Source organism: Acinetobacter sp. GSS19 (assembly GCF_028621895.1).
GTDB lineage: Bacteria > Pseudomonadota > Gammaproteobacteria > Pseudomonadales > Moraxellaceae > Acinetobacter.
Genome location: NZ_CP117520.1, coordinates 594808 through 615037, shown reverse-complemented (window position 1 = coordinate 615037; position 20230 = coordinate 594808). Strand labels below are relative to the sequence as shown.

Genomic DNA, 20230 nt, shown 5'->3' with positions numbered 1-20230 from the left:
GGCGAATCATTTGCCCCTTAATTTTTAATTGTACGACACTGCTTTAATAACTGATGGCAAACTGTGCGCACCATGGCGGTGGTAATGGGTACTTCTTTACCTTTTTCATCGAGCATATAGCAGGTATTGGCGGCTTTACTTTCGATCACTTGTTTGAGGCTTTGTTGAATAATTTTATCTCGTACGTTCATCTCAGGACTCTCATTTGCTCAGACTTTTTTGCAAAAACGCATCGAAAAAAGTCTTTGGCTATTTAGTGTGCCTAGTATTGAAAATTCAGGTTCGAAAGTAAAATTTCAGTTGTAACAAGGATTAAGCGAAATCCTGTTACAATTTCAGCTCAAGATGATGTCATATTGCTCTTGCGTATACAGGTTTTCCACCTGGAATTTAATCACACGATTGATAAAGTGTTCCAAATCAGCCACGGCCGGTGCTTCGGCTGTTAACAATCGGTCAATCACTGAAGGATGTGCCACAACGGTAAAGCCACTTTGTGATTCAAAAGCACGCGCATAACGTAAAATTTCACGAAAAATTTCGTAACATACAGTCTCGGCAGTTTTGACATAGCCCCGCCCCTGACAGGTTGGACACGATTCACACAGCAAATGTTCTAACGACTCGCGGGTACGCTTACGCGTCATTTCCACCAGACCTAGTTCCGACACCTGGGTAATCTTGGTTTTAGCGTGGTCGCGTTCCAGCATTTTTTCAAACTGGCGCATGACCTCTTCACGATGCACGGCTTCCTGCATATCAATGAAGTCAATAATGATAATGCCGCCTAGATTGCGTAGACGTAATTGACGTGCAATTACCTGCGTGGCTTCCATATTGGTTTTAAAAACCGTATCTTCCAGCGTTCGCCCACCCACGTATGAACCCGTATTGACGTCAATCGTGGTCATGGCTTCCGTCTGGTCAATCATCAGATAACCACCCGACTTCAAGGCAACTCGGGTCTGCAAGGCTTTCTGGATATCTTCTTCGACATTATATAAATCAAATAATGGACGCTCACCCGGATAGTGAATCAGGCGGTTGGTCATCGTCGGTACGAATTCGTCGATAAATTCGATCAACTTGGCATGTATTTCACGGGAGTCGACATAAATTTTGGCGGTATCTTCACTCGCCAAATCACGAATCACCCGTTGCGGCAAAGGCAACTCTTCAAAGATCAGTGAAGGTACAGCGACATTTTTCTGCTTGCGCTGAATATATTCCCACAACTTGGCCAGATAGCACATATCCTGCATGATGGCAGCTTCATCCACTCCCTCAGCTGCAGTACGCACAATCACGCTACCCGGCAACTGGTGCTGGCTTTGAATACGTTCAATCATACTGCGCAAACGATCACGCTCTTCTTCGGACTCGATGCGCTGCGATACCCCAATATGATTACCATAGGGCATTAAGACCAAATAACGCGATGGGATAGAAAGATCCGTCGACAGCCGTGCGCCCTTGGTACCCAGCATGTCTTTCATCACCTGAACCGTAAGGATTTGTCCAGGTTGTAAGAGTTCAAACACGTTCGGCGTCGCCTGGTGACGTGGCCAGACCATATCATTGATATGTAAAAAGGCAGTTCGTGACAGGCCAATGTCTACAAAGGCTGCCTGCATACCCGGCAGAACACGCACCACCTTGCCTTTATAGATATTGCCGACCAGACCACGCTTCACCGTACGTTCGACGAATAACTCGTTCACGGTGCCGTTCTGAATTAATGCCACGCGACATTCCATAGGCGTGACATTAATGAGTAATTCTTCAGACATAGGAAAACTCAAAACATTATGAAAATTCTTGTTGCAACGGTTAATTTAGTGCCTTAACCGCTTTTAATAACTGTAGTGTTTCATACAAAGGCAAACCCACCACATTAGTGTAGCTGCCCTCGATCCGCGGGATATATTGAGCGGCAATCCCTTGAATCGCATAGGCACCGGCTTTCCCTAAAGGCTCTCCTGTCGCCCAGTAATTTTCCATATCGTCTGGACTCAGCGACTGGAACTCAACGTGTGTTGTTACCACTATACTTGAAATTTGTTGTGAAGTGGCGACGCAAACTCCTGATAATACATCATGTTGACGACCAGAGAGTTGTGACCAGATGGCAAAGGCATGTTGTTTAGATTCGGGCTTGCCAATAATCTGACCGTCGACACTCAAGCTGGTGTCTGCAGCAATCACCACTGCGTCCGGAAACTGTGCGAGAACGGCTTGTGCTTTAGCTTGCGCCAGACGTTCAACGTAGGCTTGTACAGTCTCGTCAGGTCGTACGGTTTCGTCAATATCTGGGCTATAGACGGTAAAATCGAGTCCAATCTGTTGGAGTAATTCTTGGCGTCGGGGGGAACTCGATGCGAGGATTAAATGCGCCATTTACGTAACAAAAAATACAGAAGTGGCCAGGCAAGGATACTGGTCAGTAAAGGCTGCCAATGCTGGGCTAACGAGAATTGCACGCCGCCCATAATCCGGGCCATCCAGATAAAAAATAAATGTGCCAGAATAGCCATCGCCGCGATCAGCCATAAATTGCCAAAAGTGAGAATACGTCGTTCACGGGTAAAAAAGCGCACGATGAAGGTAATCAGCACAAAGCTCAGCGCATTCAGTCCGAGCGGTGCATCTAGTAATAAATCAGTAAAAATTCCGGTCGCAAAAGCAAACCATACCCCACACCAAGTTGGCTGACAAAGCACCCAAAACAGCATGATCATCATCATCCACAGCGGACGCCAGCCAGACAGCGTATAGGATAAAGGATAGACCAGCAGCACTGAGGCGACAATCACCGACAAGATAATCGGAATGAGCGGATCTTGTGGTTTTTGACTGCGCATTTTAGCGATTAGCATAAGGTTGCTCCATCGCAAGTGAGTCAGAGAACAGAATGACGACGTGATGACCACCAGCCAGTTGCGCTGCAGGCTTCACATCGATCTGGGCGAATTCACCGGAATTATGCCGCATCACTTTAGACACAGTACCCACCAGATAGCCGGCTGGGAAATGTTGCCCTAAACCAGAACTGAACACCCGATCGCCCACCTGGATATTGGCACTGGTTGGTACATATTCCATTTTCAGACGGCCCAGATCTCCTGTACCCGATACAATGGCTCGCATCCCGGTACGTTCCAGACGTACCGACAAGGAATGTTCTTTATCCGAAAGCAGCATGATGCGTGCACTATGCGGATAGACATCAATAATCTGTCCAATGATACCTTTATCATCGAGAACGGTCTGGCCCACTTTCAACTGATTGCTGGCACCCCGGTTGATAATAATGATATGGCGTAAAGGATCTGCGTCGGTTCCAATCACCTCGGCAATTTCCATGCGACCATCAATAATCAGCGGAGTATCCAACAGACCACGTAAGCGGGTATTTTCCGCAGAAAGTTCAGATAATTTCTGTAGGCGAACCTGTGCCTGTAGCAGTTCAGCCTGAAGTGCCGTATTTTCACGGCGCAGCTGTGCTTCAGATTTGGTTTGTTGATTCAGCCATTCTCGCGATAACACTGGATAGCTTGCCAGCGCATAAATCGGATTATACGCTGCATACAAGACATCTCTGGCCGGTTGCACCACATACGGCATGCGCCAGTCAAAAAACAGCACAATCAGGCAGGTGATAACCGCAATGATAAAAGAGCGAAAAGATGGCGGTTGTCTTGAAAAAAGATTCGGTTGCACCGCCTGATCCTTAAATTAGCCGACAAAAAGCATGTCATGGTTTGGGTTGTCGAAGAATTCCAGTACCTTACCGCCACCACGCGTCACACAGGTCAATGGATCTTCAGCCACCACTACAGGCAGACCTGTTTCTTGGGCTAAAAGTTTGTCTAAATTACGTAACAAGGCACCACCACCAGTCAACACAATACCACGCTCCGCAATATCGGAAGAAAGTTCTGGAGGGGTTTGTTCTAGTGCTGATTTCACAGCCGATACGATACTTTGCAACGGATCAGCAATCGCTTGGGTAATTTCATTGGAGGTCACAGTAATCGAACGTGGCACACCTTCAGCCAGGTTACGGCCACGAACTTCGATTTCTAATGGTTTTGCGTCACCATCCGGCAAAGCCATTCCCACTTCTTTCTTGATGGTTTCTGCAGTGGTTTCACCGATCACGCAGCCATGCGCCTTACGCACATAATTGATGATCTGTTCATCAAACACATCCCCACCAATACGCAAGGAATCTGCATAGACACAGCCCTGCAAGGAGATGATTGCAATTTCTGTCGTACCGCCACCCACGTCTACGACCATTGAACCACAAGCTTGCTCAACTGGCAGACCCGCACCAATGGCAGCGGCCATTGGTTCTTCGATCAAACGTACATCACGTGCACCGGCATTGAATACCGCTTCGCGAATCGCACGACGTTCAACCAACGTTGACTTGCAAGGAACACAGACCACTACACGTGGTGCAGGAGGAAACAGACGTTTCTCATGCACTTTGCCAATAAACTGATTCAGCATGGTTTCAGTCACTTCGAAGTCGGCAATCACACCGTCTTTCATTGGACGAATCGCTGAAATATTGGCAGGTGTACGACCTAGCATTTGTTTAGCATCAAGGCCTACAGCGGCAACAATTTTTTGAGAACCACTGTGACGGATTGCCACAACCGTTGGTTCATTTAATATAATGCCTCGTCCAGGTGCATAAATAAGTGTATTTGCTGTACCTAAATCAATGGCTAGATCTGGCGAAAACAAGCCAATTAGTCGTTTTAGAATCACGGGTCGTTCTCAATTAAACTTTGTGGTGGACGCAAGTCGGCAACTTTAACTAAATGTGATGCTTTGAACAAGTCAATCGCTTATTATAACGCACGATATTTTGAAAAATTTTAATACTGACTTAGGTGATGTTATGTCTACATCGGATGCTCAGCATTCTGCGGATTTAAATGCACAAACAGTTTCAGCGATTGCCAATCTCGCTAAATTATCACTCAATGATACGCAATCTGCTGAATATGCTCAAAGCCTAAATAAAATTTTAGGCATGATGGAAAGCTTAAAAGGCATCGACACCGACGGTGTAGAACCGCTGAAAAGCCCATTTGACCATCCTCAGCCATTACGTCCGGACGTGGTGACCGAAAGCAATCATCGTGATGAATATCAAGCAGTTGCCCCAGCAACGCAAGACGGTTTATACCTCGTTCCTCGCGTGATTGAATAAGTCCGCTTACTCATCTGTCTGCTCTCATAAATGAACGTAAAGAATTTAACTCATGACTGATTTACATCGCTTATCCATTCGCGAGCTTTCCGCAGGCTTAAGCCAGGGCCAATTTTCTTCCCGCGAACTGACTCAACACTATTTAAACCGTATTGCCAAAATTGACACACAGGTCAACAGTTATGTGACTGTCACCGCAGAACAGGCACTTGCGGCAGCCGATGCAGCTGATGCCGCGATCAAAGCCGGTAACGCGACAGCATTAACCGGTATTCCACTTGCACACAAAGATATTTTTTGTACCCAAGGCATCAAAACCACCGCCGGCTCAAAAATGCTGGACAACTTTATCTCGCCTTACGATGCAACTGTAGTGGCTAAAGGTAAAGCTGCTGGTCTAGTGACACTGGGTAAAGTAAACATGGACGAGTTCGCCATGGGTTCCACCTCAGAAAGCTCGTACTACGGCGCGACCAAAAACCCGTGGGCACTGGATCGCGTACCTGGGGGTTCTTCAGGCGGTTCAGCGGCCTGTGTGGCAGCTGATCTTGCACCATTTGCAACCGGAACCGATACCGGTGGTTCAATCCGTCAACCGGCTTCTTTCTGTGGCTTGACCGGTTTAAAACCGAGTTATGGCCGGGTTTCGCGCTTCGGTATGATTGCCTATGCATCCTCACTGGATCAGGGTGGTCCGATGGCACGTTCAGCCGAAGACTGTGCCTACCTGATGAATGTCATGGCAGGTCATGATGAACGTGACTCTACCTCTGTGAATCAAGAGGTAGAAGATTACGTAGCAAACCTGAATGCAACGGCAGTAAAAGGCTTGCGCATCGGGATTCCAAAACAATATTTCAATGTGGCTGGCTTGGCTGCTGATGTCAAAGCACGTGTTGAAGAATCGCTGAAAAAACTCGAAGAAATGGGCGCAGTGCTGGTTGAAATCGACCTCAACATGACTGAAGCCTATGTGCCAACATACTACCTGATCGCACCTGCAGAAGCGTCTTCCAACCTGTCACGCTATGACGGTGTACGTTATGGCTATCGCTGTGAAAACCCGGCCGACTTGCTCGACCTTTACAAGCGTTCACGTTCTGAAGGTTTTGGTCCAGAAGTACAACGCCGTATCCTGATCGGAACCTATGCCCTGTCTGCCGGTTATTATGATGCCTACTATGTGAAAGCCCAAAAAGTCCGTCGTTTAATCCAGCAAGATTTCCTCAAAGCTTTTGAACAGGTTGATGTGATTGCAGCTCCAACGGCTCCAACCACTGCCTACAAAATTGGCGCGTCGTTGGATCCGGTTGAAATGTACCTCGGTGACATCTATACCATCGCCGTGAACCTTGCAGGCTTACCTGCCATTAACGCACCGGTTGGTTTTGATTCAGAACAGTTACCAGTAGGCTTGCAGCTGATTGGTAACTACTGGTCAGAATCTCAATTGTTGTCAATTGTGCATCAATATCAACAAGCGACCGACTGGCATACTAAACGCGCGGCTATTGCTGAGGAGAACGCATAATGGCTAAAAACAATGCTAAACCGAAGTCAAATTTGATTGATGGTTGGGAAGTCGTTATCGGGATCGAAATCCACACGCAACTTGCCACCAAATCTAAAATCTTCTCAGGTTCATCCACTGAGTTTGGTCAAGATCCAAACACACAAGCCAGCCTGGTTGATTTGGCCATGCCAGGGGTATTGCCGGTTCTTAACCAGGCTGTGGTGGATTTAGCCATCCGTTTTGGTTTGGGAATCGATGCCTATATTGATCAGGCCTCTGTCTTTGCCCGCAAGAACTATTTTTACCCGGATTCGCCTAAAGGCTACCAGATCAGCCAGATGGACAATCCAATTGTCGGTAAAGGTCATATCGACATTCAACTTGAAGATGGCACGACCAAACGTATTGGCGTGACCCGTGCGCATCTTGAGGAAGATGCCGGTAAATCGATTCACGACCAGTTTGAAGGCATGTCTGGCATCGACCTTAACCGTGCCGGTACACCGCTGCTTGAAATCGTCTCTGAACCGGATATGCGTTCGGTGGAAGAAGCGGTTGCCTACATTAAAGCGATTCATACGCTGGTACGTTGGTTGGGTATTTCGGATGGCAACATGGCAGAAGGTTCGTTCCGCGCCGACTGTAACGTGTCTTTGCGTCGTCCGGGTCAGCCATTTGGTACCCGCTGCGAGCTGAAAAACCTCAACTCCTTCCGTTTCATTGAACAAGCGATCAATGTTGAAATTGAACGTCAAATGGAAATTCTGGAATGGGACGGCACCATCGATCAGGAAACCCGTCTGTTTGACCCGGTGAAAATGGAAACGCGCTCCATGCGTTCGAAAGAAGAAGCCAACGATTACCGCTACTTCCCGGATCCAGACTTGTTGCCAGTGATCATTGCTGACGAACAAATCGAAGCGATTAAAGCGACCATGCCTGAGTTACCTGCTGCACGTCGTGAGCGCTTTGTCGCTGACTTTGGCGTGACAGAGTACGATGCGCACGTGTTGACCTTAACGCGTGAAATGTCGGAGTTTTATGAAGCTGTGGTGGCTGCTGCCGGCGGTGCTGCGCAAGGTAAAGTTGCAGCTAACTGGGTGATGGGTGAATTCTCCGGTGCTTTAAACAAAGCCGGTTTGGACCTTACTGACTCCCCTATTTCAGCTGAACAGTTAGGTGGCATGATCGCGCGTATCGTGGATAACACCATTAGCGGCAAGATCGCGAAACAAGTGTTTAGTTTAATGTGGGATTCGCAAGGTAAATCCGCCGATGACATTATTGCTGAGCATGGCTTAAAGCAGGAAACTGATACTGGTGCGATTGAAGCCATCATCAAAGACGTACTTGCAGCCAATGAAAAAATGGTTGAGGAATACAAGTCTGGTAAAGAGAAAGCATTTAACGGTTTGGTCGGTCAGGTAATGAAAGCCTCTAAGGGTAAAGCCAACCCAGCACAAGTAAATGAGTTAATGAAGCAATTGCTTGGTTAATAATTTGAATGTGTGATATAAAAACCTCGCTGAATGCGGGGTTTTTTTATTTAAATTCAATACATAAGGATGAGGGGAAATGGCAAAATTTTTAAATACCAGCGCTACTAATTACTATTTAGAAGAACTGATTAAATCAGCAAAAGAGCGCGTCATTCTTATTAGTCCATTTTTAAAATTAAATGATCGTATTAAAGAATTGCTAGAAGACAAAAATCGTTTAAAAATTGATATCCGTATTATTTACGGCAAGAGTGAATTACAGCCTGAAGAGATCAATTGGCTTAAAGAACAAGACTATATACGTACCAGTTTTTGCAAAAACCTACATGCAAAATGCTATTTAAATGAAGATCGTGGCATTATTACCAGTCTAAATCTTTATGAATTCAGTCAAATCAATAACAATGAAATGGGAATTTTAATCGAACGTGAAGAGGATTCAGCACTCTATAAAGATACCTATGAGGAAGCTCAACGTATTATTCGTATCAGTGATGAAGTAAGAATTTCATTAGAAAAAATTGATCAACAAAAGAGCTCAACTCCAACCACTGAAGATGAAGATGATAACAACTTTGAAAAACTGACTAGCTCTAAATTGGCCAATAAACTTGGACTTTCAACTACCGATTTATTAGAGCAATTAACACAAAATGGCTATCTCTCTAAAAAGGACAATAACTTCTATTTGACTGATAAAGCAAAAACGATTGGGGCAGAATTTAAAAAAGGGAAATTTGGATTTTACTTTTTATGGCCTGAAAACATAGCGGTATAAAAAATCAAAGCATATAAAACTGAAAAAAGTGGATTCAGCAATTAAAAAAAAGACATTCCACCTGGAATGTCTTTTTGAAACTTCAAGAAGTCGATATTAAGAATTCGACAACACCACTTTCATTGCTTTTTCTTCAGCAGCATGACCAAATACTTTATATGCCTGTTCAATATCATTTAAAGCAAAATGGTGGGTGACCAGTTTATTTGGCTCAATAGTTTTGGCACAGCAGCTCTTGAGCAGCATTGGTGTACTCGAAGTATTCACCAATCCTGTGGTGATGGTGATGTTTTTAATCCACAAATCCTCAAGATGCAGCTCTACTGATTTGCCATGCACACCCACGTTGGCAATATGTCCACCCGGTGCAATAATTTGCTGACAGATCGCAAAGGTTGGTTCCACACCGACACATTCAATTGCAACATCTACACCCACACCATCGGTCAATTGATCAATCACCGATTTCACATCCTGCTTGGTTGGGTTAATGGTATCGGTCGCCCCAAAACGTTTTGCAGTTTCCAGACGGCTTTCATCAGTATCCACCATAATAATACGGCCTGGAGAATAGAACTGTGCCGTGAGCAATGCAGCCATCCCGATTGGGCCTGCACCGACAATCGCTACCGTTTGACCCGGTTGTACCTGACCATTTAACACGCCAATTTCAAAACCCGTCGGCAAGATATCGCTGAGCATCAAAGCCGATTCTTCATCCAGACCTTCTGGCAAATGGTACAGGCTGTTATCGGCATGCGGGATGCGCACATATTCCGCCTGCGTACCATCGATTTTATGACCTAAAATCCAGCCGCCATCCTTGCAGTGCGCATACAAACTTTTCTTGCAATAACTGCATGAACCACAGGCAGTAATACAGGAAATAATGACTTTATCGCCTTTTTTGAATTGCTGAACAGAAGGGCCCACTTCTTCAATAATCCCAATGCCTTCATGTCCCAAAGTACGGCCATCGGTCACGGCCGGTACATCGCCTTTTAAAATATGTAAGTCTGTCCCACAAATCGTTGTTTTAACAATACGGACAATTGCATCACTCGGTTTGAGCAGTTTTGGTGCTTCTTTTTCTTCCCATTTAGCATTACTTGGACCGTGATAAACCAATGCTTTCATTGTGCTAAACTCCAATCAAAATTTTAAAATAATCAATTTTTATAAATCAGTTTTTTAACTTTGTATTTCGTGGTCAGACCACATCTACCACTGTAGCGCTAATTTTCAACAGCCACAATAACTAAAGATTGGACTGCCACCACTCTCCTAGACAAATTTCGTCTATTCTTTTTGCATAGGAGAGAACATTATGAGTGGACAACGATACACCCCAGAATTTAAAGATGAAGCTGTTAAATTGATTACCGAACGTGGATATTCTGTCACTGATGTGGCTGAACGTTTAGGTGTATCACAGCACAGCATTTATAAATGGCTAAAGGCCGTACAGCCTTTACGCAACAACCCTGATGAACATGAACTACTCGAAGCAAAGAAAGAGATCCTTCGTCTTAAAAGTCAGCTTAAGCAAACTGAAGAAGAGCGAGATATCTTAAAAAAGGCCGCAAGGTACTTTGCAAGCCTGCCCGAGTAAAGTATCAGTTTATCCTTGAGTACAGCCATCAATTTAAGATTAAAACGATGTGTCGGGTTCTTAAGATTGCTCGTGCTGGCTATTACGCCTGGCTACATGAACCCGAATCAGGCAGAACAATTGAAGACAAACGGTTATTACAACTGATCCGCTCTTCTTATGATGCCAGTTATGGCATCTATGGTTATCGTCGCATCACGCTGGATCTTAAAGAGCTAGGTGAAAGCTGTGGCCCCAATCGTGTGCTGAAGATCATGAAGAACAATGGCATTGCCGCTGTTCGAGGATATAAAAAGCATAAAAGTTATGGTTGTGGCCGTCCTCCGATTGTGCCACCAAATCACTTAAATCGAGAGTTCGCTGTGAGCACCCCTGATACTTCCTGGGTGACTGATATTACCTACATCCGTACTTGGCAAGGCTGGTTATATCTGGCTGTGGTTCTCGATTTATATTCAAGGAAAGTCATCGGTTGGTCAATGAAACCTACGCTTGCCAAGGATATCGTTTTGGATGCACTTTTAATGGCGGTATGGCGACGCAGACCCAATGAACCTGTGATCATACACTCAGACCAAGGCTCACAATACAGTAGCGGAGACTGGCAGAAATTCTGTCAAAAGCATAATTTAGTTCCGAGTATGAGTCGTCGTGGAAACTGTTGGGACAATGCTGTTGCTGAATCCTTTTTTAGTAGTTTAAAGAAGGAAAGAATTAAAAAGAGGATCTATAAAACACGAGAAATGGCCCGTGCGGATGTGTTTGATTATATCGAGATGTTTTACAATCGAATCAGGCGTCATTCGCATCTCGATGGGATGAGCCCAGAAGCATTTGAGACAGCTTCAAAATGAGGCGGTCTCATGTCTAGGATACTGGGAGCAGTCCAGATATCTGGAGCAAAGATCCCTCAACCTCAAAAGCTGCAGGGCTTTTTTAACAACTTGCTCCAAATGTCTGGTACAAAGCCAATGAGCTGCCGCTCCAACACAAAACAGCTTTGTTCGGGATGTCAAGATCAAGTGAGTCCCGAGTGACTTTTCAGCTTAACTATAAAAGTAAAAGGACTTCTCAATGGAAATCTGTTCAAACTTTAGTTTGAGAAATGCTTGATCAGGCGTGTAAATATGCTAATTTGATACTATGTCTTATGCTTAAAATCGCCAGTATTTTAAACACTTATTCTCATTGAAGTATGCTGGATTGATACCCCAATGAAACAAGCAGACTGGTCATCAAACTGATATGACACTTGTGTAAATATAATGATCGAATAATCAATGGACTTGATCCATTTAGTAATGACAATAAGGAGTAGTATTACATGGCTTATCAACATATTTTAGTGCCTGTCGATGGTTCATCAACTTCACTTGCAGCAGTAAAACAAGCTGCTGAAATTGCAAAAAAATTTGGCAGCAAAGTTACTGCCCTTTGCGTACTTGCAGTAGACCCGTTCATTGGGGTTGAGTTTATTGATACTTCTGAAATCACCAAGGATTATTTTGCAAAAGCAAAAGCTGGCGCTCAAGAAACCCTAAACAATGCAAAAGCATTGTTTGCACAAGAAGGCGTTGAAATTGAGACTAAAATTTCTGAAGGACAAGTTATCCATAAAGAAATCATTGCTGCCGCTGAGGAAATCAAAGCTGACTTAGTCGTGATCGGTTCTCATGGTCGTAAAGGCATCAAAAAACTCATCTTGGGTAGCGTTGCACAAGGTGTCTTGGGTGAAAGCCATTTCCCAGTTTTGATCATCAAACAATAATTAAGCTTGGGACTCGTTACTTATTGTAAGAACGAGTCATGAAAAACCCACTTCAGTGGGTTTTTTATTTTAAGAATCTTATTGAAATCACTAACCTATTCTTTGATCTGTATTAGTTTGGATTAAAAATCCCGCTTCTAATGTGATTTATCTCTCCAATAGTTAATATTTAAAATTATAAACTCAGATAGATAATGAATGAATCATTCTATTTAACACCAATCTATTATTTTAAAATCTATTTATATTTAAGCTCTATCTTCTCATCCTTATATTTTTGTATCACAGTGCCTCAAGCTATCCTAAAAACCAATAGAAACGATTAAAATAGGTTTAATCTGGTATAGGGCCGATGATGTAGAATTTTCAACGCAGAAGTCTATCGATTTTGAATTTATAAGTTTATTTCTCTGCCTCTTTCCCAAAGTAGGGTTGCTTCAACAACGCATAAGAATCTGCTCCATCCTTTCGCTTAACAGACGAATTCTCTAGATTGCATTTAATCGAAGGCAAGCTTCTTCAGATTATTTATTACAAAATTAATTTAAGCCTTTGTTTAATATATTTTTTACATCCGTATTTTTTACTCTTCATCTCATTTTTTACGGAAAAATTTAAATTTTTTCCTGTCACAACCATTCAGATAACTTCTCAAATATAAAATAATGATTACTATTATCAATAGTAAATGATATTCATTATTATTTACTTCGGTAGTTTTCTTGCTCAAACTGCACACAATTTTTTGGAGGATGGAGTCAGTAAAATTCATGAAAAAGTCGATGTTGTTAGTTTCTTCTATGGGGTTGCTTGCTGTTCAGGCATATGCAAATGAAATACCAAATAGCGTTGTTCTACCTACACTCAGTTCCTCTGCTGAGGCAGATCAAAGCCTTAAAAACCAGGTCGGCCAAGCTTCTACAGCAACGAAGGGCTTGGCAGAACTCAAAGATATTCCACAAATTGTGAACGTGGTTCCTCAAGAAATCTTACGAGATCAAACCGTCACATCCATGCAAGGCGCTTTACAAAATGTTGCCGGCCTGAGTTTTAGTGTGGGCGATGGCCAGCGTGATCAGGTCATGATCCGTGGATTTTCTGCCATTACAGATAATTATGTAGACGGCGTACGTGATGATGCACTGTATTATCGTGATATGTCGAATGTTGAGCGTATAGAGGTGTTGAAAGGACCGGGGTCTGTCTTGTATGGAAGAGGCTCAGCGGGTGGTTTGGTCAACCGGATTAATAAAAAACCGCTGGATGAAAAATTACATGAAGTTAGCCTGATTGGTAGCAGTTTAGGACAAAAACGTGCTGAATTGGATCTTGCAGAGATCATCAGTGACCAAGTGAAAGTCCGCTTAACTGGAGCTATTGAAGATTCAGACGGCTATCGCCATCAGAGCTTCCTGAAGCGCGAGGCCATTGCCCCTTCTCTCCAATGGAATGTTTCGGATCAAACCTCCATATTATTACAAGCTGATTATTTGCATGACGACCGTTTAGCCGATCAAGGCTTTCCCATGGATCCTTTGACTGGAAAGCCGGTACGGACAAATACGAAAACCTTCTATGGTGCTTTAAACGGTGAAGAAGTGGGAAATGTCGATACTGAAGTTTCTAGCCAAACCATTACCTTAGAGCATAAATTTAATGACCTGTTGAAATATCGAGGAGTAGCTCGACACTATAATTACTCCTTAGACCGTGAATATAGTACGGATTCACATCCTAGTGATCCGTCTCAAATTGTATTAATCCAGAACAAGCGTTTACGCAATGAAGATGGCATATTTCTGCAAAATGAAATCAGTGCCAAGATGAAAACCCCTGGCTTACAGCATGAAGTGTTGATTGGAGTCGAATACAGCAAACAACATAAAGACGAAATTTTATGGCAAGGTGCTAAAACGACAACCAACCTCTATCATCCCGTACTGGACTATTGGATACCTATTAATACGGCCACGACTGCCAGAAACAATAACAGTAATGAATTTGAGAATTATGCCCTTTATCTGCAAGATCTGATCACTTTGAATGACAAGTTCAAGCTACTTGCCGGACTGCGCTATGATGATTTATCTCAATACAGGAATGATAAAACCGGAAAGACAGGTATCTTAGACCGGACAGATCACAGCCTTTCCCCTCGCATTGGGATCGTTTATCAACCAGTTTCCAATTTATCGTTGTACGCTTCCTACAATCGGTCTTTTCAACCTCTGGCTGATGCTTTTGTCCTATATAAAAATAGTGCCGATCTGAAACCGACCAAAACTGAAAATCTAGAAATCGGAACCAAATGGGATCTGAGTGGTCGACTGAATATGACCTTGGCCGTATTTGAAATGAATCAGACCAATATTCAAAATCAGAGTCCAAATGACAATACGCTGGCAATTTTGGCTGGTGAACAGAAAACCCGCGGTGCTGAAGTGGCACTGACAGGCCAACTCACTGATCAGCTTTCAGTTTTAGCGGGATATTCTTATCTTGATGGCAAGATTGAAAAATCTACTACAGGCTTTAGCGGCCATCATGCGGCTTTAACACCGAATCATGCAGCCAATCTCTGGTTAAAATATCAGCTAAATGACCAATGGTTTGCCGCACTTGGTGGACGTGCTGAGTCATCACGCTTTAGTGCTCCAGACAACAAAAACTTGTTACCCGGTTATACTGTGTTCAATGCCGCTCTTGGCTATCAAACAGCACAGTATGATGTCACTTTGAATCTCAACAATTTATTGAATCGTGAATTTTTTGTGTCTGGCCATAGCGGTGCAAATGACTCAAATATGCTGGGTGATCCAATTAATGCTCAACTTGCACTACGTTATCGTTTCTAGTGCATCGTAATTAATAAACCAGTATCAAATAAACATAGGTGCCACCAAGGTGCCTATGTTTAAATTGCTCTACAAAATCAGCGGCTATTTAATCACCGCTAAAGCTATGCGATCTTTTCCCACTAACCATAGCTATTATAAAAGCTGCATGTATATTATCAGGTAGTATTTATTATGTATTTAATTCTAATATGAAAAATATACTTTCTGACAACGATCAGATTAAAGTGGTTTCTACTTTTGCTGAATTGGTCAATACAAATTTCAAAGAAAAGATGAACGCCATTTGCTGGCATAGAAATTTGATTGGCGACTTTCAAGAGATCGTAGCTAAACTGGAATTAAAAGAGAATATTACAGAAGTTTCTGTTGAAAACCTTTTGGCGCTGCACCTCTCAGAACAAGGAAATTTAGCAAGAGAAATTATCTTAAGAGATATGCAGCTGTTAACTGATTTTGGTGCCTCCCCTTCACTGAATCTACTTCAAAGTTATGAACGTGATGAAGAGTTAGATTTCATTTCAACAGACGTCTATTCGTATCATGTTGATCGCTCACCCATTGCAATGGATACTTTTTTATGTACCTACCATGGTCCTGCGAGTGATATCCTGCCCAATGACCAGGTTGAACAAAAGATTTTGATTGCAGAAATCAGGGCAAAACTCAAAAAATTACATGACGGCCCAGAATCTGAATTTGAAACGTTCTTAGAAGAGAATTTCTTCGATCTCCATTATCAGCCTAAACCCGAGGCAAAACCCGTGAATTTGGGCTCAGGACATCTTTGGCGCTTGGCGGTAGATCATCCAATGCAACAAGCTTTACCCTGTGTTCATAGAGCTCCGGCTGAAAAAGAGGGTGAATATAGACTGCTGTTAATTTGTTAAATCTTAAGTCGATATAACGTGGATGAGCAGAATCCCTATAAAATTTAGGTGTCTCGTTTTCCCCTTTCTTCAATGCCCGAGAGAAAAGGGGAAAAATCGACATACTCGGACTGATGTGTAATTTTTTCAAGAGCCATATTTTTCGCTATTTCAATCAATATTCTGTTTTTGCTTGCTTTACTCAACTCACCGGCACAGCAAATGACCAATAAACATTCGCTGGCTCTTGAAACCTTCTAAATGTTTTGGTAAATGCCCATTGAAGCGATGTACTGAATAAACGATCAACGCGGAAAATGTGTCAGATTGAAGAATTGCTGCTACACCGATGGAAACCCGCTGGAGTCCAGCAGGTTTCACCGATGCTTGCTCATTGGAGGTCTCCAATGAGCGCTTTTTTATTCTGCCAAAACCCAAACAGGGGTTTTTAATCAAATTTATTCACATAAAAAACGTTGGAGTTTTGGCTTAGTCATTGTCTAGATCGAAATAAAGATGACTGAGAAAAATTAAGGTGTGTAAACATCTATTTTATTAGGCGTTAATAAAAAACTCATTAAGTCTCTACCCACGACTAATGGGCCCTGATAATTGACCCTAGTACGCTGGATTAATACCTCATCAGGAATGCCAATAATTTTAGATGAAACTCCATTTACGATGTGGCTGTATACCGCCATCTTAGGTTTAGTTTGGTTAAAGATGTCACCGGCCTCTCGAGGATTGGTGTGGTGAGCATACACTTGTGGCAAGGCCTGAATATCTTGAAACTCGGCTACTTCATGTATCAATAAATCAACGCCTTTGCCGTATTTAAGTACATTCGCGGTGGGAATGGTATCGCCACTGATCAGTACCGAACGTCCAGCATAATCCACTCTATAACCTAAAGCGGGTTGAATAGCGCCATGATGATCATGTTCAACTTTAAAGGCAGTAACGACTACGCCATTTTGATTAAAAACAATACCACCTTCAGCAGAAAATTCACGAGCAACAATATTAGTCGCCTCTTTCTTTAGCTCACCATCTGCCACCCTAACTCGAATGTCATCTGCATGAGCCATCTTCAAACCCTCTACTAAAGCCCGGACGCCAGTTGGTCCATATACATTAAAATCACCTTGATGACCTCCGAAAGCAGGGATGTAGCCTGTCATCCACAGATCACTCAGCCCATTGACATGGTCGGAATGATAATGGGTTAAAAAAACACCATTCACCTTTCCTAGCGGTATCCCTGCTTGGGTTAAACGGATGACCGCTCCTCGCCCTGCATCAAAAACCAGATTATAGCCTCCCGCTTGCACCAAGGTGGACATACCAAAACGTTGTTCACTCGGCACAGGACTCCCTGTTCCCAATAAAGTTATACGCATTTCATCTTTATTGGGAGCAATACGGGCAGGATGGGTACTCGCAAGGTGCAAGTATTCTTTATTATTCGTTACTATTTTGGTTTCGCCTTGTGAAACAAATGTATTGGTATGAACACAAGCGGTGAATAGTGAAGGTAAAATAAAACCATAAGCTGCTGTTAATATTAATTTTTTATTCATAACTATTCCTTGTTTAGCTGTTAAATACTGAGACTGAAATCTTGTATCTTTAATTGTATGACTTAGTCAAAAATATGATGGACTGTTACCTCCTCTCTTAGACCTACTATAGTCTCATTTTGAAGCTGGCTTAAATGCTTCTGGGCTCATTTCGTTGAGATGCGAATGATGCCTAATTTGATTGTAAAACATCTCAATATCATCAAACACATCCGTGCGGGTCATTTCTTGTGTTTTATAGATTTTCTTTTTAATTCTTTCTTTAAGCTGCTGTGTGATTTTATTGATTCGCTGATCACCTAATGAAATGTACAGTTCATCTAGAGATGCTCGAACATTCAAAATATATTTATGCGACTAGGTCTCTTTTTGGTTATGGAACCAATCTTCTGCCACTTCACGAAAGATAAGCCTCTGCATATAACGTGATACACAGGCATAAAAAAAGCCTAAACCATTAAGATTTAAGCTTTATTTACTTATATATCGTCATATAACAACATATAAATTTAAGAATTTGGTGGAGGTGGCGGGAGTTGAACCCGCGTCCGCCAACACTACGCTCGAGAATACTACATGCTTAGATATCGTCTATTGTTTTAACCTCAAGTGACCCGACGAACAGGGTACAAGAAGCGATCCTCTAAGTTTGGTATAAAGCCCCGAGGCTTAACTCTATACGGACTTGTGTGCGTGCGCTTCGGTCGGGTTCCCAGACCACAAGTATTCTAGGAAGCGGACAAGCTGCCCTTAGGCAGCTAGAGCGTAAGTTTCGTCGTTTGCGACTATTTAAATGCAAATTTTATTTACGAGAGAAAATGCGCTCTCGGCATGCATCTATGAGTTTCATCATCAGCGTCGAAGCCAAAGACACCCCCAGATAACTAACACATCTTAGCACAACCACGAAAAATTACTATGTTCTTTCTCGTAATACACCTTGCTTGATGTGTTAATTTACATAATTGAGATCCTATTTATATTTTCAAGAGCCAACAACAAAAATTATGAGCTATTTACTGGCCCTCGATCAGGGAACAACTTCTAGCCGCGCGATTGTTTTTAATACATACGGCGAACCGCTTGCCACAGCACAACAAGAAATTCAGATTCAGACCCCTCATCCGGGCTGGGTGGAGCAGGATGCACTCGAAATCTGGACTACTCAAATTGGGGTAGTACAACAAGTGCTCGCCAGTGCGGGTATTTTCGCCAAAGATGTTGCCGCTTTGGGCCTGACCAATCAGCGTGAAACCACTGTTGTGTGGGACAAACGTAGTGGTCAACCTCTCGCGCCTGCAATTGTCTGGCAAGACCGTCGGGCATCCACTTGGTGTCATCAGCAAGTTCAACAAGGGCTTTCTGAAAAAATTCAGCAAAAAACCGGTCTGCTGATTGATCCTTATTTTAGTGCAGGAAAACTGGTCTGGCTTCTGGAAAATATACCCGGTTTACGTGCATTGGCAACACAAGGTCACCTCGCCTTTGGCACCATAGATAGCTGGCTGGTCTGGAACCTGACGCAAGGTGCCGAGCACGTTATTGAAGCTTCCAATGCCTCGCGCACCATGCTGATGAATTTGCACAATCAGGCTTGGGATGAAGAACTGCTGGATCTGTTTGATATTCCACGTTCAATCTTGCCCAAAATTATCAGTTCGGATACCTATATTGCCGACACTGCCACAGGCTTACTGGGTGCCAATATTCCAATTTCGGGGATTTTAGGTGATCAACAATCAGCCTTGTTTGGACAATCCTGTTTTGAGAAAGGCTCCGCCAAGAATACTTATGGTACCGGTTGCTTCTTGCTGTTTAACACTGGATCAGACATCCAGTTCAGCCAGAATCAACTGTTGAGCACCTTGGCCTGGCAATGTCACGGACAAAATACTTTTGCATTGGAGGGAAGTATTTTTATGGCCGGGGCGATCATGCAATGGCTGCGTGATGGCCTGGGTATTATCCAGAAAAGTAGTGATACGGAACGACTGGCGGCACAGGTCCATTCTACGGAGGGGGTGGTACTGGTTCCGGCCTTTACCGGTCTAGGCGCGCCGCATTGGGATAGCGATGCCCGCGCGTTGCTTTGTGGCATGTCACGCGGAACCACCAAGGCACATATTGCCCGTGCTGCATTAGAGGCCATCGCTTTTCAGGTTTCAGATGTTATTCACGCCATGCAGGCCGATGTGGCCCATCCTCTCACGGAATTACGGGTCGATGGAGGCGCCAGCCATAGTGATATGTTGATGCAGTTTCAGGCGGATCTGCTCAATGTTCCCGTACGCCGTCCCAAATTACTAGAATCGACTGCATGGGGTGCTGCTGCCATGGCTGGGCTGAGGATGGGCATCTTCAGTGATTTGAACGAAATTGGCGCTTCTTGGCAATTGGAGCGTGAATTTATCCCCAACATGAGGGAAGATGAACGTCAGAGCCGTTTACATGAATGGAAAATTGCATTAAAACGGGCGCGCTCGGATATCGACCAATAAATACATCTGCCCATATCAAAAGCCCCTT

General features: G+C 43.5%; 17 protein-coding genes, 1 other RNA gene and 1 pseudogene. 9 read left to right on the top strand and 10 right to left on the bottom strand.

Annotation, left to right across the window (positions count from 1 at the left end):
- Positions 1-17: 17 nt before the first annotated feature.
- From PGW99_RS03060 to PGW99_RS03035, 6 genes are all read right to left on the bottom strand, one after another.
- On the bottom strand, positions 18-191 hold the full coding sequence (locus PGW99_RS03060; protein ID WP_273778632.1) for a PA1571 family protein: 174 nt from the start codon (positions 189-191) through the stop codon (positions 18-20).
- Between the two features lie 144 nt (positions 192-335).
- Positions 336-1790, bottom strand: coding sequence for a ribonuclease G (rng, locus tag PGW99_RS03055; protein ID WP_273778630.1), 1455 nt, complete (start codon positions 1788-1790; stop codon positions 336-338).
- 40 nt (positions 1791-1830) lie between these two features.
- Positions 1831-2397 (bottom strand): Maf-like protein, encoded by a 567-nt coding sequence (locus PGW99_RS03050; protein ID WP_273778629.1) that lies wholly within the window; start codon positions 2395-2397, stop codon positions 1831-1833.
- Positions 2385-2876 (bottom strand): rod shape-determining protein MreD, encoded by a 492-nt coding sequence (gene mreD / locus PGW99_RS03045; protein WP_273778628.1) that lies wholly within the window; start codon positions 2874-2876, stop codon positions 2385-2387. The genes PGW99_RS03050 and mreD overlap by 13 nt, the downstream gene beginning before the upstream one ends.
- The gene (gene mreC, locus PGW99_RS03040) at positions 2863-3720 is read right to left on the bottom strand and encodes a rod shape-determining protein MreC (protein WP_273778627.1); all 858 of its coding nucleotides are present in this window, start codon (positions 3718-3720) and stop codon (positions 2863-2865) included. The genes mreD and mreC overlap by 14 nt, the downstream gene beginning before the upstream one ends.
- Before the next feature lie 15 nt (positions 3721-3735).
- Positions 3736-4782 (bottom strand): rod shape-determining protein, encoded by a 1047-nt coding sequence (locus PGW99_RS03035; RefSeq protein WP_273778625.1) that lies wholly within the window; start codon positions 4780-4782, stop codon positions 3736-3738.
- A 133-nt stretch (positions 4783-4915) separates the two neighbouring features.
- Here PGW99_RS03035 and gatC point away from each other — a divergent pair, with 133 nt between their 5' ends.
- The 4 genes from gatC to PGW99_RS03015 all read left to right on the top strand — a co-directional run bounded on the left by gatC (position 4916) and on the right by PGW99_RS03015 (position 9020).
- Positions 4916-5230 (top strand): Asp-tRNA(Asn)/Glu-tRNA(Gln) amidotransferase subunit GatC, encoded by a 315-nt coding sequence (gatC, locus tag PGW99_RS03030; RefSeq protein ID WP_273778624.1) that lies wholly within the window; start codon positions 4916-4918, stop codon positions 5228-5230.
- Positions 5231-5282: 52 nt separating this feature from the next.
- Complete coding sequence (gene gatA, locus PGW99_RS03025) at positions 5283-6761, top strand: Asp-tRNA(Asn)/Glu-tRNA(Gln) amidotransferase subunit GatA (protein ID WP_273778623.1); 1479 nt, start codon at positions 5283-5285, stop codon at positions 6759-6761.
- Positions 6761-8239 (top strand): Asp-tRNA(Asn)/Glu-tRNA(Gln) amidotransferase subunit GatB, encoded by a 1479-nt coding sequence (gatB, locus tag PGW99_RS03020; RefSeq protein WP_273778622.1) that lies wholly within the window; start codon positions 6761-6763, stop codon positions 8237-8239. The genes gatA and gatB overlap by 1 nt, the downstream gene beginning before the upstream one ends.
- A gap of 79 nt (positions 8240-8318) precedes the next feature.
- The gene (locus tag PGW99_RS03015) at positions 8319-9020 is read left to right on the top strand and encodes a phospholipase D family protein (RefSeq protein WP_273778621.1); all 702 of its coding nucleotides are present in this window, start codon (positions 8319-8321) and stop codon (positions 9018-9020) included.
- 96 nt (positions 9021-9116) lie between these two features.
- Here PGW99_RS03015 and PGW99_RS03010 read toward each other — a convergent pair whose 3' ends face one another.
- On the bottom strand, positions 9117-10157 hold the full coding sequence (locus tag PGW99_RS03010; protein WP_273778620.1) for a zinc-dependent alcohol dehydrogenase family protein: 1041 nt from the start codon (positions 10155-10157) through the stop codon (positions 9117-9119).
- A 190-nt stretch (positions 10158-10347) separates the two neighbouring features.
- Here PGW99_RS03010 and PGW99_RS03005 point away from each other — a divergent pair.
- The 4 genes from PGW99_RS03005 to PGW99_RS02990 all read left to right on the top strand — a co-directional run bounded on the left by PGW99_RS03005 (position 10348) and on the right by PGW99_RS02990 (position 16145).
- Positions 10348-11486, top strand: a protein-coding gene (locus tag PGW99_RS03005; RefSeq protein WP_100223103.1) for an IS3 family transposase whose coding sequence is annotated in 2 segments (ribosomal slippage) — positions 10348-10606 and positions 10606-11486 — 1140 coding nt in all. Because the reading frame shifts where the segments join, the coding sequence is not laid out codon by codon here.
- 470 nt (positions 11487-11956) lie between these two features.
- Positions 11957-12400, top strand: coding sequence for a universal stress protein (locus tag PGW99_RS03000; RefSeq protein ID WP_273778619.1), 444 nt, complete (start codon positions 11957-11959; stop codon positions 12398-12400).
- 770 nt (positions 12401-13170) lie between these two features.
- The gene (locus PGW99_RS02995) at positions 13171-15255 is read left to right on the top strand and encodes a TonB-dependent receptor (RefSeq protein WP_273778618.1); all 2085 of its coding nucleotides are present in this window, start codon (positions 13171-13173) and stop codon (positions 15253-15255) included.
- Between the two features lie 191 nt (positions 15256-15446).
- Positions 15447-16145, top strand: a complete 699-nt coding sequence (locus PGW99_RS02990; protein WP_273778617.1) for a DUF1826 domain-containing protein — start codon at positions 15447-15449, stop codon at positions 16143-16145.
- 509 nt (positions 16146-16654) lie between these two features.
- Here PGW99_RS02990 and PGW99_RS02985 read toward each other — a convergent pair.
- From PGW99_RS02985 to ssrA, 3 genes and pseudogenes are all read right to left on the bottom strand, one after another.
- Positions 16655-17704 (bottom strand): MBL fold metallo-hydrolase, encoded by a 1050-nt coding sequence (locus PGW99_RS02985; RefSeq protein ID WP_273778616.1) that lies wholly within the window; start codon positions 17702-17704, stop codon positions 16655-16657.
- Between the two features lie 114 nt (positions 17705-17818).
- A pseudogene (locus PGW99_RS02980) lies at positions 17819-17968 on the bottom strand (IS3 family transposase); the annotation flags it as partial.
- Positions 17969-18222: 254 nt separating this feature from the next.
- Positions 18223-18582, bottom strand: a transfer-messenger RNA (tmRNA) gene (gene ssrA, locus PGW99_RS02970).
- Positions 18583-18711: 129 nt separating this feature from the next.
- Here ssrA and glpK point away from each other — a divergent pair.
- A complete protein-coding gene (glpK, locus tag PGW99_RS02965) occupies positions 18712-20202 on the top strand; it encodes a glycerol kinase GlpK (RefSeq protein ID WP_273778615.1) in 1491 nt (496 codons plus the stop codon).
- The last annotated feature ends 28 nt before the right edge of the window (positions 20203-20230 follow it).

Coding starts and splice junctions, on each gene's coding strand:
- PGW99_RS03015 (WP_273778621.1), top strand. CDS start 8,319: ATGGCAAAATTTTTAAATACCAGCGCTACTAATTACTATTTAGAAGAA.
- PGW99_RS03060 (WP_273778632.1), bottom strand. CDS start 191: ATGAACGTACGAGATAAAATTATTCAACAAAGCCTCAAACAAGTGATC.
- PGW99_RS02990 (WP_273778617.1), top strand. CDS start 15,447: ATGAAAAATATACTTTCTGACAACGATCAGATTAAAGTGGTTTCTACT.
- gatC (WP_273778624.1), top strand. CDS start 4,916: ATGTCTACATCGGATGCTCAGCATTCTGCGGATTTAAATGCACAAACA.
- gatB (WP_273778622.1), top strand. CDS start 6,761: ATGGCTAAAAACAATGCTAAACCGAAGTCAAATTTGATTGATGGTTGG.
- PGW99_RS03050 (WP_273778629.1), bottom strand. CDS start 2,397: ATGGCGCATTTAATCCTCGCATCGAGTTCCCCCCGACGCCAAGAATTA.
- rng (WP_273778630.1), bottom strand. CDS start 1,790: ATGTCTGAAGAATTACTCATTAATGTCACGCCTATGGAATGTCGCGTG.
- PGW99_RS02995 (WP_273778618.1), top strand. CDS start 13,171: ATGAAAAAGTCGATGTTGTTAGTTTCTTCTATGGGGTTGCTTGCTGTT.
- PGW99_RS02985 (WP_273778616.1), bottom strand. CDS start 17,704: ATGAATAAAAAATTAATATTAACAGCAGCTTATGGTTTTATTTTACCT.
- glpK (WP_273778615.1), top strand. CDS start 18,712: ATGAGCTATTTACTGGCCCTCGATCAGGGAACAACTTCTAGCCGCGCG.
- PGW99_RS03000 (WP_273778619.1), top strand. CDS start 11,957: ATGGCTTATCAACATATTTTAGTGCCTGTCGATGGTTCATCAACTTCA.
- PGW99_RS03010 (WP_273778620.1), bottom strand. CDS start 10,157: ATGAAAGCATTGGTTTATCACGGTCCAAGTAATGCTAAATGGGAAGAA.
- mreD (WP_273778628.1), bottom strand. CDS start 2,876: ATGCTAATCGCTAAAATGCGCAGTCAAAAACCACAAGATCCGCTCATT.
- gatA (WP_273778623.1), top strand. CDS start 5,283: ATGACTGATTTACATCGCTTATCCATTCGCGAGCTTTCCGCAGGCTTA.